Annotated in this window: 12 protein-coding genes, 1 tRNA gene and 1 pseudogene; all 14 read right to left on the bottom strand. The window is 62.0% G+C overall.

Features of this window, described 5'->3' with window-relative positions:
• Nucleotides 1–184: 184 nt before the first annotated feature.
• Entirely contained in the window at nucleotides 185–4,381 is a 4,197-nt protein-coding gene (gene rpoC / locus AC1DYJ_RS31575) for a DNA-directed RNA polymerase subunit beta' (RefSeq protein ID WP_477289414.1), read from the bottom strand.
• A 133-nt stretch (nucleotides 4,382–4,514) separates the two neighbouring features.
• A complete protein-coding gene (gene rpoB, locus AC1DYJ_RS31570; protein WP_112566723.1) occupies nucleotides 4,515–8,651 on the bottom strand; it encodes a DNA-directed RNA polymerase subunit beta in 4,137 nt (1,378 codons plus the stop codon).
• 246 nt (nucleotides 8,652–8,897) lie between these two features.
• Nucleotides 8,898–9,275 carry a 50S ribosomal protein L7/L12 gene (rplL, locus tag AC1DYJ_RS31565; protein ID WP_142864855.1) on the bottom strand — a complete coding sequence of 126 codons (378 nt, stop codon included), beginning with the start codon at nucleotides 9,273–9,275 and terminating at the stop codon, nucleotides 8,898–8,900.
• A gap of 54 nt (nucleotides 9,276–9,329) precedes the next feature.
• A complete protein-coding gene (gene rplJ / locus AC1DYJ_RS31560) occupies nucleotides 9,330–9,848 on the bottom strand; it encodes a 50S ribosomal protein L10 (protein WP_023667437.1) in 519 nt (172 codons plus the stop codon).
• 375 nt (nucleotides 9,849–10,223) lie between these two features.
• The gene (rplA, locus tag AC1DYJ_RS31555; protein WP_352585980.1) at nucleotides 10,224–10,922 is read right to left on the bottom strand and encodes a 50S ribosomal protein L1; all 699 of its coding nucleotides are present in this window, start codon (nucleotides 10,920–10,922) and stop codon (nucleotides 10,224–10,226) included.
• A 4-nt stretch (nucleotides 10,923–10,926) separates the two neighbouring features.
• A complete protein-coding gene (gene rplK / locus AC1DYJ_RS31550; protein ID WP_112566731.1) occupies nucleotides 10,927–11,355 on the bottom strand; it encodes a 50S ribosomal protein L11 in 429 nt (142 codons plus the stop codon).
• 173 nt (nucleotides 11,356–11,528) lie between these two features.
• Entirely contained in the window at nucleotides 11,529–12,056 is a 528-nt protein-coding gene (nusG, locus tag AC1DYJ_RS31545) for a transcription termination/antitermination protein NusG (RefSeq protein ID WP_006333333.1), read from the bottom strand.
• A gap of 27 nt (nucleotides 12,057–12,083) precedes the next feature.
• Nucleotides 12,084–12,287, bottom strand: coding sequence for a preprotein translocase subunit SecE (secE, locus tag AC1DYJ_RS31540; RefSeq protein ID WP_023667439.1), 204 nt, complete (start codon nucleotides 12,285–12,287; stop codon nucleotides 12,084–12,086).
• A gap of 365 nt (nucleotides 12,288–12,652) precedes the next feature.
• Nucleotides 12,653–12,728, bottom strand: a tRNA-Trp gene (locus AC1DYJ_RS31535).
• Nucleotides 12,729–12,797: 69 nt separating this feature from the next.
• Complete coding sequence (locus tag AC1DYJ_RS31530; RefSeq protein WP_477289412.1) at nucleotides 12,798–13,358, bottom strand: putative glycolipid-binding domain-containing protein; 561 nt, start codon at nucleotides 13,356–13,358, stop codon at nucleotides 12,798–12,800.
• Nucleotides 13,359–13,361: 3 nt separating this feature from the next.
• The gene (locus AC1DYJ_RS31525; RefSeq protein WP_477289410.1) at nucleotides 13,362–13,847 is read right to left on the bottom strand and encodes a group II truncated hemoglobin; all 486 of its coding nucleotides are present in this window, start codon (nucleotides 13,845–13,847) and stop codon (nucleotides 13,362–13,364) included.
• A gap of 92 nt (nucleotides 13,848–13,939) precedes the next feature.
• Complete coding sequence (locus AC1DYJ_RS31520) at nucleotides 13,940–15,607, bottom strand: COG3904 family protein (RefSeq protein WP_477289408.1); 1,668 nt, start codon at nucleotides 15,605–15,607, stop codon at nucleotides 13,940–13,942.
• Between the two features lie 318 nt (nucleotides 15,608–15,925).
• Complete coding sequence (locus tag AC1DYJ_RS31515) at nucleotides 15,926–17,560, bottom strand: COG3904 family protein (RefSeq protein ID WP_477426387.1); 1,635 nt, start codon at nucleotides 17,558–17,560, stop codon at nucleotides 15,926–15,928.
• Between the two features lie 157 nt (nucleotides 17,561–17,717).
• Nucleotides 17,718–18,060: pseudogene (locus AC1DYJ_RS31510) on the bottom strand (EF-Tu C-terminal domain-related protein); the annotation flags it as partial.

Here is an 18,060-nt window from a genome sequence, read left to right as displayed (position 1 = left end):
CTGATCCGATCCGTCAAGGCTGCTCGGGGTTGCGCACCTGGGCGGTTCAGCGGGTTGGGGTTCAGGCGCGGTTCTTGAAGCGTCGGGGAGCGCGGTGGTCGGTTTCTTTTCCGATTAGTGGGGGAGCCAAAACGCGAAAAAGGGGCCACCTGGGCCCCTTTTCCTTCTTCTCTTCGTTCCACGCTTACTGCGCGGCGTTGACCATGTCGGTCAGCATCGGCTCGGCGATCTCGACACCGGAGGCCTTGCGGCGCTCGTCGATGATCAGCTCGTCGCGCGAGGTGGCGATGCGCCGGATCTGGCTCATCGTGCCGCCGGTACCGGCCGGGATCAGCCGGCCGACGATGACGTTTTCCTTCAGGCCCTGCAGCATGTCGGTCTTGCCGGCAACCGCAGCTTCCGTCAGCACCCTGGTCGTCTCCTGGAAGGAGGCGGCCGAGATGAAGGACGGCGTCTGCAGCGAGGCCTTGGTGATGCCGAGCAGCACCGGCTGACCTTCGGCCGGCTTCTTGCCGTCCTCGATCAGGCGCTCGTTGACCTCTTCCAGTTCGATCACGTCGACGTGGTCGCCCGGAATGTAGGTCGAGTCGCCCTGCGTGGTGATCTCGACCTTCTGCAGCATCTGGCGAACGATCACCTCGATGTGCTTGTCGTTGATCGACACGCCCTGCAGACGGTAGACTTCCTGGATTTCGTTCACGAGGTAGGAAGCAAGTGCTTCCACGCCCTTGATCGCCAGAATGTCGTGCGGCGCAGGATTGCCGTCGAGGATGTAGTCGCCCTTCTCGATGACGTCGCCGTCCTGGAGATGGAACGGCTTGCCCTTCGGGATCAGGTATTCGACCGGCTCAAGCGTCGAGTCATGCGGCTCGATGATGATGCGGCGCTTGTTCTTGTAGTCGCGGCCGAAGCGGATCGTGCCGTCGATCTCGGCGATGATGGCGTGATCCTTCGGACGGCGTGCCTCGAACAGTTCGGCAACACGCGGCAGACCGCCGGTGATGTCCTTGGTCTTGGCGCTTTCCATCGGGATACGCGCCAGCACGTCGCCGGGACGAACCTGCGAACCCGGCTCGACCGACAGAATGGCCTCGACCGAGAGCAGGAAGCGGGCGTCGCCGCCCTTCGACAGCTTGCCGACCTTGCCCTTGCCGTCCAGGATGGCGATCGCCGGCTTCAAGTCGTTGCCGCGCGGCGTCGAACGCCAGTCGATGACCTCACGCTTGGTGATGCCGGTCGACTCGTCGGCCGTTTCCTGAACGGAAATGCCGTCGACCAGATCCTCATACGCCACCTTGCCCTCGATTTCGGTGAGGACCGGACGGGTATAGGGATCCCACTCGGCGATACGCTGGCCGCGCTTCACCTTGTCACCATCGTCCACGAAGATGCGCGAACCATAGGTGACGCGGTGCGTGGCGCGTTCCTTGCCGGCCTCGTCGAGGATCAGCACCGCCATGTTGCGGCCCATGACCATCTGCTGGCCGTCCGAGTTGCGCACCACGTTGCGGTTGCGGATCTCGACCTTGCCCTCATACGAGGCTTCAAGGAACGAGCTATCCACCACCTGCGCCGTACCGCCCATGTGGAAGGTACGCATGGTGAGCTGGGTGCCCGGCTCGCCGATCGACTGCGCCGCGATGACGCCGACGGCTTCGCCCTGGTTGACCGGGGTGCCGCGGGCCAGATCGCGTCCGTAGCAGACCGCGCAGACGCCGACCCTGACTTCGCAGGTCAGTGCCGAACGAATGCGGACCGACTGCACACCGGCCTTTTCGATCTGCTCCACGTCACGCTCGTCCATCAGCGTTCCGGCCTTGACCAGCACGTCGCCGGTCACCGGATGGTTGATGTCGTCGAGCGCGGTACGGCCCAGCACGCGCTGGCCGACCGAAGCAACGACCTGACCGGCATCGACGATCGGCTGCATGGTGAGGCCCTTGTCGGTGCCGCAATCCACGGAGTTGACGATGCAGTCCTGCGCCACGTCGACCAGACGACGGGTGAGGTAACCCGAGTTCGCCGTCTTCAAGGCGGTGTCGGCCAGACCCTTGCGGGCGCCGTGGGTCGAGTTGAAGTACTCGAGCACGGTCAGGCCTTCCTTGAAGTTCGAGATGATCGGCGTCTCGATGATTTCACCCGACGGCTTGGCCATCAGGCCGCGCATGCCGGCGAGCTGACGCATCTGGGTGGGCGAACCGCGCGCACCCGAATGCGACATCATATAGATCGAGTTCATCGGCTTCTGACGGCCATTGTCCTCGAACTCCACGGCCTTGATGCGGGCCATCATTTCGTCGGCGACCTTTTCCGAGCACTTGGCCCAGGCGTCGACGACCTTGTTGTACTTCTCGCCCTGCGTGATCAGACCGTCATTGTACTGCTGCTCGTATTCCTTGGCCAAAGCCTCGGTGTCGGAGACCAGCTTGATCTTGGCGTCCGGGATCAGCATGTCGTCCTTGCCGAACGAAATGCCGGCGCGGCAGGCATGACCGAAGCCGAGAGCCATGATGCGATCGCAGAAAATGACCGTCTCCTTCTGACCGCAATGGCGGTAGACGGTGTCGATCATCTTGGAGATATTCTTCTTGGTCATCTCCTGGTTTGCGGTCTCGTAAGGCACGTTGACGTTCTTCGGCAGAAGTTCGCCGATGATCATGCGGCCAGGCGTGGTGTCGTAGATCTTCGACACGACCTTGCCTTCGGCGTCGACCGAACGGAAACGACCCTTGATCTTGGCGTGCAGGGTGACGGCCTTGGTCTCGAGCGCATGCTGGAGCTCGCCCATATCGGCAAACACCATGCCTTCGCCCGGCTCGTTCTGATTGACGATCGAGAGATAGTAGAGACCCAGAACCATGTCCTGCGACGGCACGATGATCGGCGCGCCGGAAGCCGGGTGCAGGATGTTGTTGGTCGACATCATCAGCACGCGGGCTTCAAGCTGAGCCTCGAGCGACAGCGGCACGTGAACGGCCATCTGATCGCCGTCGAAGTCGGCGTTGAAGGCCGTGCAGACCAGCGGATGCAGCTGGATCGCCTTGCCTTCGATCAGGATCGGCTCGAACGCCTGGATGCCCAGACGGTGCAGCGTCGGCGCGCGGTTCAACAGCACCGGATGCTCGCGGATGACCTCGTCGAGGATATCCCAGACTTCCGGACGCTCCTTCTCGACCAGCTTCTTGGCCTGCTTGACGGTCGAGGAGAACCCCTTGGCGTCGAGGCGGGCGTAGATGAACGGCTTGAACAGTTCGAGCGCCATCTTCTTCGGCAGGCCGCACTGGTGCAGCTTGAGCTCCGGACCGGTGACGATGACCGAACGGCCCGAATAGTCGACGCGCTTGCCGAGCAGGTTCTGGCGGAACCGGCCCTGCTTGCCCTTCAACATATCGGACAGCGACTTCAGCGGACGCTTGTTGGCGCCGGTGATGACGCGGCCGCGGCGGCCGTTGTCGAACAGAGCGTCGACGGCTTCCTGCAGCATGCGCTTTTCATTGCGCACGATGATGCCGGGGGCGCGCAGTTCGATCAGCCGCTTCAGGCGGTTGTTGCGGTTGATGACGCGGCGATAGAGATCGTTCAGGTCGGACGTCGCGAAACGGCCGCCGTCCAGCGGGACAAGCGGGCGCAGGTCCGGCGGGATGACCGGAACCACCTTCATGATCATCCATTCCGGACGATTGCCGGACTCCATGAAGTTCTCGACGACCTTGAGCCGCTTCAGATACTTCTTCTGCTTCAGCTCGGACGTGGTCGAAGCCAGTTCCGAACGCAGGTCACCGGCGATCTTCTCCAGGTCCATGCCGGCCAGAAGGTCATGAATGGCCTCGGCGCCGATCATGGCGGTGAAGGAATCCTCGCCATACTCGTCGACGGCGATCATGTACTCTTCCTCGCTGAGCAGCTGGTGCTCCTTTAGCGCGGTGAGGCCAGGCTCGGTGACAATGTAGTTCTCGAAGTAGAGAACGCGCTCGATATCCTTCAGGGTCATGTCGAGCAGCGTGCCGATGCGCGACGGCAGCGACTTCAGGAACCAGATGTGAGCGACCGGAGCTGCGAGCTCAATATGGCCCATGCGCTCGCGGCGAACGCGCGACAGCGTGACTTCGACGCCGCACTTTTCGCAGATGACGCCCTTGTACTTCATGCGCTTGTACTTGCCGCACAGGCATTCGTAGTCCTTGATCGGGCCAAAAATGCGCGCGCAGAACAGACCGTCACGCTCCGGCTTGAAGGTGCGGTAGTTGATGGTCTCCGGCTTCTTGATCTCGCCGAACGACCAGGACAGAATCTTCTCAGGGCTGGCGAGCGATATCCGGATGGAATCGAACACCTGCGCCGGCGCCTGCGGATTGAAGAGATTCATGACCTCTTGGTTCATGCCGTTCTCCTTTTCGGGGTCCTCGAAAACCCCTTGCATCTAACGCGGGCCAAATGCCCGCTGAGTGGTCGGCCCACCGGCCGTAGAATTTGGTGCATCCGGCCGCGGGCTCCCGCGACCGGATGTCTTGTTTTTACTCGGCCGCGTCGGGCAGCCGGACAGGATTGTCGTCGAGCTTGGTGTTCTCCAATTCGACATTGAGGCCGAGAGACCGCATTTCCTTGACGAGCACGTTGAAGCTCTCCGGAATGCCGGCTTCGAACGTGTCGTCGCCGCGCACGATCGCCTCGTAGACCTTGGTGCGGCCGGCGACGTCGTCCGACTTCACCGTCAGCATTTCCTGCAGCGTGTAGGCTGCGCCGTAGGCTTCCAGCGCCCAGACCTCCATTTCGCCGAAGCGCTGGCCGCCGAACTGCGCCTTGCCGCCCAGCGGCTGCTGGGTAACGAGCGAGTACGGACCGATCGAACGCGCGTGGATCTTGTCGTCCACCAGGTGGTGAAGCTTGAGCATATAGATATAGCCCATCGTCACCTTGCGATCGAACGGCTCGCCGGTGCGGCCGTCATAGAGCTGCGACTGACCGCTGGTGTGCAGGCCCGCCTGCTCCAGCATGATGTTGATGTCGACCTCATGCGCGCCGTCGAACACCGGTGTCGCGATGGAGACGCCGCGGCGCATCTGCTCGCTGAGGCGAACGATGCTCTCGTCGTCATACTCGCGGACCGGCTCGTTGCGGTCGTTGGCCGGGATGAAGCTCTCGAGCGTCTTGCGCAGCGGCTTGATGTCTCCAGCCGTCTTGTACGCGTCGATCAGCTCGCCGATCTTCTTGCCCATGCCCGCGCATGCCCAGCCCAGATGCGTTTCCAGAATCTGGCCGACATTCATGCGGCTCGGCACACCCAGCGGGTTGAGCACGATATCGGCATGCGTGCCGTCCTCGAGGAAAGGCATGTCCTCGACCGGAACGATGCGCGACACGACACCCTTGTTGCCGTGGCGGCCGGCCATCTTGTCGCCCGGCTGCATCTTGCGCTTCACGGCCACGAAGACCTTGACCATCTTCATGACGCCCGGAGGCATTTCGTCGCCGCGCTGCACCTTCTCGACCTTGTCCATGAAGCGCTGCTCGAGCGCCTTCTTGGAGTCGTCGTACTGGCCACGCAGGGCTTCGAGTTCGCTCTGGAGCTTTTCGTTCTCCACCGCAAACTGCCACCACTGCGAACGCGGATACTCATCCAGCGTGTCCTTCGACAGCTTCGAGCCCTTCTTGAAGCCCTTCGGCCCGGCAATCGCTTCCTTGCCGACGAGAACGTCGGAAAGGCGCGAATAGACGTTGCGGTCGAGGATCGCTTGTTCGTCGTCGCGGTCCTTGGCGAGGCGTTCGATCTCCTCGCGTTCGATCGCCATGGCGCGCTCGTCCTTCTCGACGCCGTGACGGTTGAAGACGCGCACTTCGACGACGGTGCCGAAGGTGCCCGGAGGCATGCGCATCGAGGTGTCGCGAACGTCGGACGCCTTTTCACCGAAGATGGCGCGCAGGAGCTTTTCTTCCGGCGTCATCGGGCTTTCGCCCTTCGGCGTGATCTTGCCGACCAGGATGTCACCCGGCTGCACTTCCGCGCCGATATAGACGATGCCGGCTTCGTCGAGGTTCTTCAGCGCTTCTTCCGAAACGTTCGGAATGTCGCGCGTGATTTCCTCCGGTCCGAGCTTGGTGTCGCGAGCCATGACCTCGAACTCCTCGATGTGGATCGAGGTGAAGACGTCGTCGGCCACGATGCGCTCGGAGAGCAGGATCGAGTCCTCGTAGTTGTAGCCGTTCCACGGCATGAACGCGACCAGCACGTTGCGGCCGAGCGCCAGATCGCCGAGCTCGGTCGACGGGCCGTCGGCGATGATGTCGCCCTTGTTGACGCGGTCGCCCATGCGCACCAGCGGACGCTGGTTGATGCAGGTGTTCTGGTTCGAACGCTGGAACTTCATCAGCCGGTAGATGTCGACGCCCGACTTGCCGGGATCGAGATCTTCCGTGGCGCGGATGACGATACGCGTCGCGTCCACCTGGTCGACGATGCCGCCGCGGCGGGCGCCGATGGCGGCGCCAGAGTCACGGGCGACGATCGGCTCCATGCCGGTGCCGACAAACGGCGCCTCGGCGCGCACCAAAGGCACGGCCTGACGCTGCATGTTGGAGCCCATCAGCGCGCGGTTGGCGTCGTCGTTCTCGAGGAACGGGATCAGAGCCGCGGCCACGGACACCATCTGCTTCGGTGACACGTCCATCAGATCGACGTTTTCGCGCGGCGCCATCATCACTTCGCCGGCGCTGCGGCAAATGACGAATTCGTCGACGAAACCGCCGTTCTTGTCGAGCTCGGCATTGGCCTGCGCAACGTGGTGCTTGGACTCTTCCATAGCGGAGAGATAGACGACCTCATTGGTCAGCTTGCCGTTGACGATCTTGCGGTACGGGCTTTCGATGAAGCCGTACTTGTTGACGCGCGCGAAGGTCGCCAGCGAGTTGATCAGACCGATATTCGGGCCTTCCGGCGTCTCGATCGGGCAGATGCGGCCGTAATGCGTCGGGTGCACGTCGCGCACCTCGAAGCCGGCGCGCTCGCGGGTCAGACCGCCCGGTCCAAGTGCCGACAGGCGGCGCTTGTGGGTGATCTCCGACAGCGGGTTGGTCTGGTCCATGAACTGCGACAGCTGCGAGGAACCGAAGAACTCGCGCACGGCGGCAGCCGCCGGCTTGGCGTTGATCAGGTCCTGCGGCATCACCGTATCGATCTCGATCGAGGACATACGTTCCTTGATCGCGCGCTCCATGCGCAGCAGGCCGACGCGGTACTGGTTTTCCATCAGCTCGCCGACAGAACGCACGCGGCGGTTGCCGAGATTGTCGATGTCGTCGATCTCGCCCTTGCCGTCGCGCAGTTCGACCAGCGTCTTGACCACGGCCAGGATGTCGTCCTTGCGCAGCACGCGCACGGTGTCCTCGGCCTTGAGCTCAAGGCGCATGTTCATCTTGACGCGGCCGACAGCCGACAGGTCGTAGCGCTCGCTGTCGAAGAACAGCGAGTTGAACATGGCTTCTGCGGTTTCCAGCGTCGGCGGCTCGCCCGGGCGCATGACACGATAGATGTCGAACAGCGCGTCCTGGCGGCTCTCGTTCTTGTCGACGTTGAGCGTGTTGCGGATGTAGGCGCCGACATTGACGTGGTCGATGTCGAGAACCTTGATCTCCTGCTCGCCGGTGCCGAGCAGCACCTTCAGCGTCTTCTCGTCGATCTCGTCGCCGGCTTCGAGGAAGATCTCGCCGGTGCCGTAGTTGACGATGTCTTCGGCCAGGTAGTTGCCGAGCAGATCCTCGTCGGTCGCCTTGATCGCCTTCAGCCCCTTTTCGCCAAGCGCCCTTGCCTGGCGGGCGGTGATCTTCTTGCCCTGCTCAACGACGATCTCTCCGGTGTCGGCATCGACCAGGTCGCCGACAGCCTTGAGGCCGCGGAAACGCTCGACGTTGAACGGAATGCGCCAGTGGTCGCCGGCGCGCTTGTAGGTGATCTTGTTGTAGAAGGTCGACAGGATCTCTTCGCCGTCCATGCCAAGCGCCATCAGCAGCGACGTCACCGGAATCTTGCGGCGGCGGTCGATGCGGGCGTGCACGACGTCCTTGGAATCGAACTCGATGTCGAGCCACGAACCGCGATAGGGGATGACGCGCGCGGCAAACAGAAGCTTGCCCGACGAGTGCGACTTGCCCTTGTCATGGTCAAAGAAGACGCCCGGCGAACGGTGCATCTGCGAGACGATGACGCGCTCGGTGCCGTTGACGATGAAGGTGCCGTTCAAGGTCATGAGCGGCATGTCGCCCATGTAGACGTCCTGCTCCTTGATGTCCTTGATCGACTTGGCGCCGGTATCCTCGTCAATATCGAACACGATGAGGCGCAGCGTCACCTTCAGCGGCGCGGCATAGGTCAGGTCGCGCTGACGGCATTCGTCAACGTCGAATTTCGGTCCTTCGAACTCGTACTTCACGAACTCCAGCATCGAGGAGCCGGAAAAATCGGAGATCGGGAAGACCGACTTGAAAACAGCCTGCAGCCCTTCGTCCGGACGACCGCCCTTGGGCTCGTCCACCATCAGGAACTGGTCATAGGATGCCTTTTGAACCTCGATCAGGTTCGGCATCTCCGCAACTTCCGGGATCTTTCCGAAGAACTTGCGTACGCGTCTGCGGCCATTGAAAGTCTGGGTCTGGGCCATCGTCGCTCCTTAGCTCTAAACTCGGGACGAGCCTCGCCGCGGCTCGCCTTGCATACGGGTCGCCTGGGCAGCGGCCCCTGATCTGTTTCCCGCCGCCTGGCGGCGACGGCTAAAACGGGAGAAAACCCGTTTCCTGAAGGCCGGTTTCGGCCTTCAGGAAAGAGGTTCTCTTACATCTCGCGCTACGCATCTTCCCTTCCATGAAGGGAGTGGCGGACGGCGCGAGGCCGCCCGCCGCTTTAACGCTTACTTCAGGTCGACCTTGGCGCCGGCTGCTTCCAGCTGGGCCTTGAACTTCTCAGCGTCAGCCTTGGAAACGCCTTCCTTGACCGGCTTCGGAGCTGCTTCGACCAGATCCTTGGCTTCCTTGAGGCCCAGGCCGGTGATGGCGCGGACTTCCTTGATGACGTTGATCTTCTGAGCGCCTGCCTCGGTGAGGACGACGTCGAATTCCGTCTTTTCCTCGGCCGGAGCAGCAGCAGCGGCAGCGCCGCCAGCAGCGGCAACCGCCACCGGAGCAGCAGCCGAAACGCCCCACTTTTCTTCAAGAAGCTTCGACAGCTCGGCCGCCTCGAGGACGGTCAGCTTCGAAAGGTCGTCTACGATCTTTGCCAGATCAGCCATTGTTGTATTCCTTCATCAGGTTCGAACGTGTGTTTGTGATAGCGAGGAACGGCCTCATGCCGCCTCGTCCTTCCGGGCGTAAGCGCCGATGACGCGCGCGACCGAAGCCGCTGGCGCATTGACGATCTGGGCGATCCGGGTTGCCGGCGTGGCGATCATGCCAACCAGCCTGGCGCGCAGCTCATCGAGCGACGGAAGTGTGGCGAGTGCCTTCACACCGTCGGCGTTGAGCGAGGTCGTGCCCATTGCGCCGCCGAGAATGACCAACTTGTCATTTCCCTTGGCGAAATCGGACGCGACCTTCGGCGCCGCAATCGGATCCTCCGAATAAGCAATCAGCGTCTGTCCCTTGAACAGGTCGATGATCGATGCGGAGTCCGTGCCCTGAAGAGCGATTTTGGCGAGACGGTTCTTCGCGACTTTGACGGTGCCACCGGCAGCGCGCATTTTCGACCGAAGGTCGTTCATTTGCGCGACGGTGATACCGGCGTAGTGGGCCACGACGACTGAACCAGCGCCTGCAAAAGCGCCATTCAGGCCCGTGACGAGTTCGCGTTTTTCCGCTCTGTCCACTGCCTATCTCCAGTTGACCCCTGCCCCAATAAGAGGACAGGCGTCGGGTTGCCTTTTTGCCGGCCGGGCCATCCAGTAACGGATCTCCCGAACGACGCTCGAGGATCCTGCCCCCTTTCGCCACATCGACGGCAAGCCGGCGATGCGCAGACAAAAGGCAAACACGGTTCGAACCTTTCATTGGAGCTTGTCGCTCCGTTGTCAGGTTTTCACCCGTCTCATGCAGGCCCAATTCAATTAAGGCTTCTGGGCCGCCTGCAATCTCGGACAGGATGTCCGGAAACCTCTCGGCTTCCGGTACCGGGCCGCCGACAAGTCGGAGGCCCGGAATTCACTTGCGGATCAGCGCTTTAGCGGCCGATCCAGATGTTCGTATCAGGACGCTGCGAGCGTCGAGACGTCGAGCTTGAGGCCCGGGCCCATCGTCGAGGTGACAGACACCTTCTTGACGTAGTTGCCCTTGGCGCCAGCCGGCTTCGCCTTGGTCACCGCATCGGCGAAAGCGCGGATGTTTTCTTCCAGCGCCTTGACGTCGAACGAGACCTTGCCGACGCCAGCCTGCACGATGCCGGCCTTCTCGACGCGGAACTCGACAGCGCCGCCCTTCGATGCCTTGACGGCGGCAGCAACGTCGGTGGTGACGGTGCCGACCTTCGGGTTCGGCATCATGCCGCGCGGGCCGAGCACCTTACCCAGACGGCCGACCAGCGGCATCATGTCCGGCGTAGCGATGCAGCGATCGAAGTCGATCGTGCCCTTCTGGACGATCTCGACCAGATCCTCGGCACCGACGATGTCGGCGCCGGCGGCCTTGGCTTCCTCGGCCTTGTCGCCACGTGCGAACACGGCGACACGGACCGAGCGGCCGGTGCCGTTCGGCAGGTTGACCACGCCGCGGACCATCTGGTCGGCATGGCGCGGGTCGACGCCGAGGTTCATCGCCACTTCGATGGTCTCGTCGAACTTCACCGTCGAACGGTCCTTGAGCAGCTTCAGCGCTTCACCCAGGGCATAAGCCTTGTTGGGATCGATGCCTTCGCGGGTCTTCGATACACGCTTTGCAATCTTTGCCATGATCTCAGCCCACCACTTCCAGACCCATCGAGCGGGCGGAGCCCTCGACCATGCGCATGGCCGCTTCGACGTCGTTTGCGTTCAGATCCTTCATCTTCTGCTCGGCGATGGCGCGCACCTTGTCGCGGCCGATCGTGCCGACCTTGACCTTGCCCGGCTCCTTGGAGCCCGACTTCAGGTTCGCAGCCTTCTTCAGAAAGTAGCTCACCGGCGGCGTCTTCATGACGAAGGTGAACGACTTGTCCTGGTAGTAGGTGATCACGACCGGAATCGGCGATCCCTTTTCCATTTCCTGGGTCTGCGCGTTGAACGCCTTGCAGAATTCCATGATGTTAATGCCGCGCTGACCAAGTGCCGGGCCGATCGGGGGCGACGGCGTAGCCGAGCCCGCGGCAACCTGGAGCTTGAGCTGGCCTGCAATTTTCTTAGCCATCTCTTTCCTGCCTTTGTCTCATGCCGGCCCCACTATCGGGGAATGCCGGCGGTTGCAGTCTGGTGGTGCGGTTCCCGTGGCCGGCTAAAGCCACATTCGCCTCCCACCCGTTCATGGCCGCGCGTTTTCGCGCCGCCTCCCCTTGCCGGCGAACCGGCACGGGGTTTTTCGGATCAGCCCTTTTCGACCTGTCCGAATTCCAGATCGACGGGCACGGCGCGCCCGAAGATCGAAACTTCCACCTTGAGCCGCGCCCGCTCCTCGTCCACTTCCTGGACGAAACCGTTGAACGACGCGAACGGACCGTCCGAAACGCGGATCGCCTCGCCGATCTCGAAAGTGACCGAGGGCTTCGGCCGCTCGACGCCTTCCTGGACCTGGTTCAGGATGCGCTGCGCTTCCGCCTCGGTGATCGGCACCGGCTTGGAGTCACCGAGAAAACCGGTGACCTTCGGCGTGTTCTTGACCAGCGAGAACACCGCGTCGGTCAGATTGGCCTTGAGCAGCACATAGCCCGGAAAGAACTTGCGCTCGGCATCGACCTTGCGGCCACGGCGGATCTCGACGACCTTCTCGGTCGGCACCACGATCTGCTCGATATCGGCGGACAGGCCCTTCTGCTTGGCCTTGTTCTCAATGTCCTCGGCGACCTTTTTTTCAAAGTTCGAATAGGCGTGGACGATGTACCACCGCGCGGTCATTTCAAGACTTCTCCGTATTCGCCGGACTTAATGGCCGAGGCTCAGTAGCCGCTCGATCGCGTAACCCATGGCCACGTCGGCGGTGAAGAAAAAGATCATCGCGATGACCGCAAACACGAGCACCATCACCGTCGAGATCATCGTCTCCCGGCGCGACGGCCAAGTCACCTTGGCGGTCTCCGCGCGGACCTGCTGGAGAAAGACGAAAGGATTTGTGGTTTTCGAAGCCATATGCCGCTCTGTCTTCAAGACCCGTTGGCCGGGTCTCCTGGATGATCCCGCTGGCCGGGACGTGCCGCCTGGGTTTCAAGTCAGCGCCGAATCAGCGCCAGTTCGCCCATGCAAATCGGACGCGTAAAGCCGGCTTCCCAGCTCCACGCGTCGCGTGTCTGTTGTGTCTACATAAAACCGATTCTTGATCCACGCAAGTGGCAAGTGTCCGCTTTATGACCAAACGCCGCCTCGGAACCATCCAGTCGTCCCGTCCCGGCTATGGGTGCCTTATGCCTCAGTTTCCCTAATATGGCAAGCCACCTGCCATTTTTCAATGCGGGGCACGGGACCGAGTTCGTTCGTTAAATCGCCATTTGAGAAAATGGCACGGGCAGCAGGGCTCGAACCTACGACCTGCGGTTTTGGAGACCGCCGCTCTACCAACTGAGCTATGCCCGTACGCGCGTTTCAGCGCAGGCGCTTCCTAAAAGCTTCCGGGCGCGCTGTAAAGAGTGGTCTGACGCGCTTTCATATCCTTTGCCAGAAATCCGGATAGGTGACGACCAGCCCTTGCCCGTCAACCTCGATTTCACGGCGAAAACCACTGACCAGCGACTCGTAGAGATAACGCCCGCCCTCATCGAGACATGTGTAGCGCTGCCGGCTCCTGACGATGGTGAGTTCCGGAAGCTCTATGAAGGCCGCGGCAATCTCGGCGCTTTCGCCGCGTTTGAGCTGCAGACGCTGGATCGGCAGCGTGTTGGTGAACGGCGTGACGGTGAGGTCGGGATAGAGCGCACCCTCCAATTCAGCGACCGGAACGCCATCCTTCAACCAGTTGCCCAAGCCGTCCGTGGTGAGCCTGACGCCTGTGCCGCCGATAAGATCGACCTCGACCTCCCTTGCGAGCCAGTCAGGACCGCATTCTATGCGGTAGCGCACAGCGAAGGGTTCGGCATCGGCCGAAACCGCCACGGAGGTAGCCAAAATTCCGTCCGCACTCTGCCGCAGGACCAGATGTTCTATGCCGGGGCCTTGCCACTGCCGCCAGCGGACGATGCTGGTCGTCTCTCCGGCCTGTTTCGGCACGGCTCAGGATTTCCCTTCCGGAGGCGTGTAGGGTCCACCCGGCACGCCCCAGCCCCAGGCCGGCATCGGTTCGGTCTGCGGGTCGCAGGTCTCGCCGAGGGTGGAGTTCATCTTGGCCAGCCGCGATCCCCACTCGACATAGCCCATGAAGGCGGAGCGGAATTCGGGATCGTCCGGCAGCCCGACTGCGTCGGCGGCATCAACAAGCAGGCTGATCCAACGGCGGCGCTGCTCTTCCGTCAAATGCTTGCCGAGATGATGCATGACCATCTCGCGGTGGCCGCCATGCTTTTCGCTATAGGTTTTTGGTCCACCGAAAACCTCGCCGATAAAGGCCGCGACATGGGCGGGATGATCCGGCGACATGTGCTTGAACACCGGCCCGACCACCGGGTCGCGAGACACCTTGTCGTAAAAGGTTTCCGTCAGCCGGTTGAGCGCCACGATGCCGCCGGCCCATTCGTAAAGTGTCGGGATATCCTGGCTCATGTTGATCCTCCGCCAGCCCCGGCGCCAGCGGCGACGATAGCGGAGAAATCGGGCATGGCTCAACCTGACTCGATGGCCAGTTTCTGCGATGCCTACAGTTTGGCGGGCGACTCGGCCTTGGCGGTCGGCGGAAGCAAACAGTTGTCGGGCTTGGGTGAGGTTTTGCAAATAGCGGGGCCGGTTAGCGCCTCCACCGACTCCCGCCCCGTTGTCAGCCCGACTTTGAGCATCATGTCGGGCTCGAGCTGACGCTCGACCGAGCCTATCGCGGCGAACAGAGCTGGGTCCATCTCCATCTCCTCCAGGTAGGCTTTAACCAACTGCGTCTGTCCCCTCGAGGACATGCTGACCCTCGCCTTGGGATCGACCAGCCTTTTGGCGCCGGCGGCAAGCATGAGCGCGCAGGCCGAATCGCACTCCACTCCAAAATCGCTAATCAGCCCGACATAGGCACCGTTATCGGCCAAGCAGCCTGCCTCGGGCGGGTCGCAGCCGACGATAGTGGTGCGGGCGACGGCGACGTCGAGCTTCCGTTCATGGATAAGCCTTCCCGCGGCCAGAGCGCTGAACAGGCTGCCCCCCTGTGAGCTGATCACCACCGGCAGCCGCCGGTTGCCAAGGGTGTCGAGCAACTGGCGCAACTTTTGCGGGGTCTGAGGCGTCATCGCGCCTTCCGCCGAGATCCATTCCGGGCAAACGGGATTGCAGAGCGAGTCTCTGCCGCGAACGACAACGAAGCGCATATCTGGCGTCGAATTCCCTGGCGCTGCCTGCAACGGCTTGGGAGCTGGAGCCTTGGCCGGCTGAGAAAGTGGGGGGCCGGTCTTTGCCTTGATCGCAGCCACCACGGCCGGCTTGGCCGCGGGCGTTTGTCCGCCGGCTGGCTTGTTTCCCGGTATTTCCCTGCAATTGGGAGCCGGCGGGTCGAACATGCACAGAGCTGCTTTGGTAAACAGCTCGAAAGTGTCCGTGCTGGTGGCCAGTTTCATCGTCAGCATATCGTGGAGGCCGATCTGCTTGATATCGCTGGCTGGCGTCGCCTTCATCAGGTCGAGCACGCCCTGTCCGACCCCCATCTCCTTGAGATAGGCCGAGATCTTGCGCGCAAACCCCTTGCTCATTTTATAGGTTTTGTAGCTTTCGCCTTGCGTGACGGTTTGCGTGGTGACCCGATATTTTTTGCCCCGCTTGACGCGATAGGTGGTTCTATAGTGCGTTGTGGAGGGGAACCAGGTGGTGGTGATCTGGTGAACACCCAGATAGTTCCAGCCGCCGGCCACGCGACGGACGCCTCCGGCAAACATCAGCGGACAGGCGGAATTGCAGCTGGCGCCATCAGACGCCTGGCCGAGATAAGCGGAACCTTTGCCGTAGCTGAACCCACAGCCATCTGTCCCCGGCCAACAATCGGAAAACTCGGTCTTGCCTATGGCGACATCGAGCTTGCTCTTGCGGATTATCCGGCCGAGCTGGAGCGCGGCATCGACATTGCCGCCAAAGGAATTGACGATGATCGGCAGTTTGCGGCCGCCGAGCTTCTTCAAGGTTTGTTTGAGCAGATCTGGCGTGCCGGCTACAATGTCGCCTTCCGCCGAAATCCATTCAGGACAGTTGGGCTCGCAGCCGGGTGCGCTGCTGCGCGCGACGACAAACCTCATCTCCGAGCCACCCTCGGAAAACACCATCGGATTGGTCCAGGTCGTATCGGACCATGTCGGGAAAACATCGTCGGCCTTTGCGGCGAAGGCAAATATGGACATTGCGGCAACCAGCGCCAGCCGAACCGGCCCGCGCGTCCACTTCGCCAGACTATCTGAACGGCGTCCCCAAACCATGCTCGGCCCCAAGCCCCTGAGCCTCCCATGATAATTACGGCAATGGTACTTGCAATAGCTTCGCAACAAACCGTGCAATACTTGTTCAGCGCAGCGTTAGAAACGAAAAACGTCGGCGGGCGGCTCTCCTCGACGTCTCCGGCGAAGTGTCAGCGCCGATTGTTCTTTGATGGTTCAGGCGCCGACAGTGCGGCCGCCTTTCGCCGATGGCGAAACTTGGCTTCCCCTAGCGGCCGGTGCGATTCAGCCGTTGGACGACGCTACCACGCGGCAATTCTCAGGTTTCGGCGTCGACTTGCAGATGCTGGAACCCGTCAGCGCATCCACCGACTGGCGCCCGGTCGTCAGGCCGACCTTCAGCATCATGTCAGGTTCAAGCTGACGCTCTACCGAACTGCCCTTAAGCGCTGTGAACAGAGCCGGGCTTATCGCCATCTCCTCGAGATAGGCTTTGACCGTCTGTTTCTGCCCCATCAGATAGAGGCTGAGCCGCGCCTGCGGACCGACGAGCCGTCTGGCGCCGCCGGCCAGCATGAGCGCGCAGGCCGAATCGCAATCGCCGTCGCCATCGACGCTCAGTCCGGCATAGGCGCCGTCCTTGGCCAGGCAATTCCACTCCGCCGGGTCGCAGCCGACGAAATCGGTGCGGGCAACCGCAACGTCGAGTTTCTTTTCATGGATGATCCGACCCGCCGCCAGGGCTCCGGAAAGGTCGCCGCCTCGCGAGCTGATCACCACCGGCAGCCGCCGGTTGCCAAGTGTGGCGAGCAATTGGCTGAGCTTCTGCGGCGTCTGAGGCGTAATCGCGCCTTGCGCCGCGATCCACTCCGGGCAGTCGGGATTGCAGAGCGGGTTGCTGCCACGCACCACGACAAAGCGCATGCCGTCATCGTGCTGTGCGGTTTCTGGCTTCACCGGCAGCGGCGCTGCCTTGGCCACGGCCGGCGGGCTACCGGCTGGCTTGTTCGCCGGTATTTCCCGGCAATTCGAGGCCAGTGGCTCCAGCGTGCACAGCCTCGCATTGGTCAGCAAATCGGCAGCGTCCTCACTGGTGACCAGCTTCATCGTCAGCATGTCGCTGAGGTCGATCTGCTGGATGTCGCTGGCCGGCGTGCTCTTCATCGTTTCGAGTATGCTGAGGTCGACACCCATCTCCTTGAAATAGGTGGCCAGCTTGCGCTCCACTCTCTTGCTCATTTCGTAGGTCTTGTAGCTGCCGGCGTTCTTGCGGCTGACGACCTTCTTGCTGATGACCCGCTTCTTGCCTTTCACGACGCGATAGCGGACTTCATATTGCACGTTCATTTGCACGACCGTGGTCGTGATCTGGTGGACGCCGAGATAGGCCAGCGGCCCGACCAGGCGCCTGGTGCCGCCGGCTAGCATCATCGGGCAAGCGGACGCGCAATAGCTGCCGAGCACATAGGGGTTGCCGATATAGTGCGAACCTCTGGCGTCGTTCTCCTTGCAGTTCTTCTCCCCCGGCTCGCAGCCGACGAACCAGGTCCGACCGACCGCGATGTCGAGCTTGTTCTTGCGGATCATGCGGCCCATGGCGATGGCCGCATCGACATCGCCGCCGGGTGAGTTGACGACGATCGGCAATTTGCGGCGGCCGAGCGTTTTTAGGGCAGCCTTGAGCAGCGCGGGCGACTTGGCCGTAATCGCGCCTTCAGCCGATATCCATTCCGGGCAGGTCGGCTCGCAGCCCGGCGCATCGCTGCGCACGACGACGAACCGCATCGGCGCATCCGGGTCCGGCTCGGAATTTTTTGTCTGGCCCGCAGAGGCGGCACTGCCCATGCCAAGCAGCGACAACAGGCAGATCAGCCCCAGTGCCCGGCACGCCCAACCCTGAAAACGGTGCCGTGGAACCATCCGACCAGCCTCTCAATTGCAATCTATACTAGTATAGGCCGGGAGACTTGCAACAGAGATTGGAACACCAAAACAGATACATCCGGCCATCAGCCAACGAAAAAGGGCGGTCCGAAGACCGCCCTTTCCTTGTCGATCCGGCCGATACCGGGCTCGATTATTCTTTGATGGTGACGACGATGCCGGCACCGACGGTGCGGCCGCCTTCACGGATGGCGAAGCGCAGCTTCTCTTCCATGGCGATCGGCACGATCAGCTCGACATCGACCGTGATGTTGTCGCCCGGCATCACCATCTCGGTGCCTTCCGGCAGCGACACGATGCCGGTCACGTCGGTCGTGCGGAAGTAGAACTGCGGACGGTAGTTGGTGAAGAACGGCGTGTGACGGCCACCTTCGTCCTTGGTCAGGATGTAGGCTTCGGCCACGAACTTCTTGTGCGGCTTCACCGTACCGGGCTTGGCCAGAACCTGGCCGGCCGCGCTCGACACCTTCACGATC

The organism is Mesorhizobium sp. P2_B11 (genome assembly GCF_056404855.1).
The sequence above is the reverse complement of the archived record's forward strand: the minus strand, read 5'-3'. Positions and strand labels throughout refer to the sequence as shown.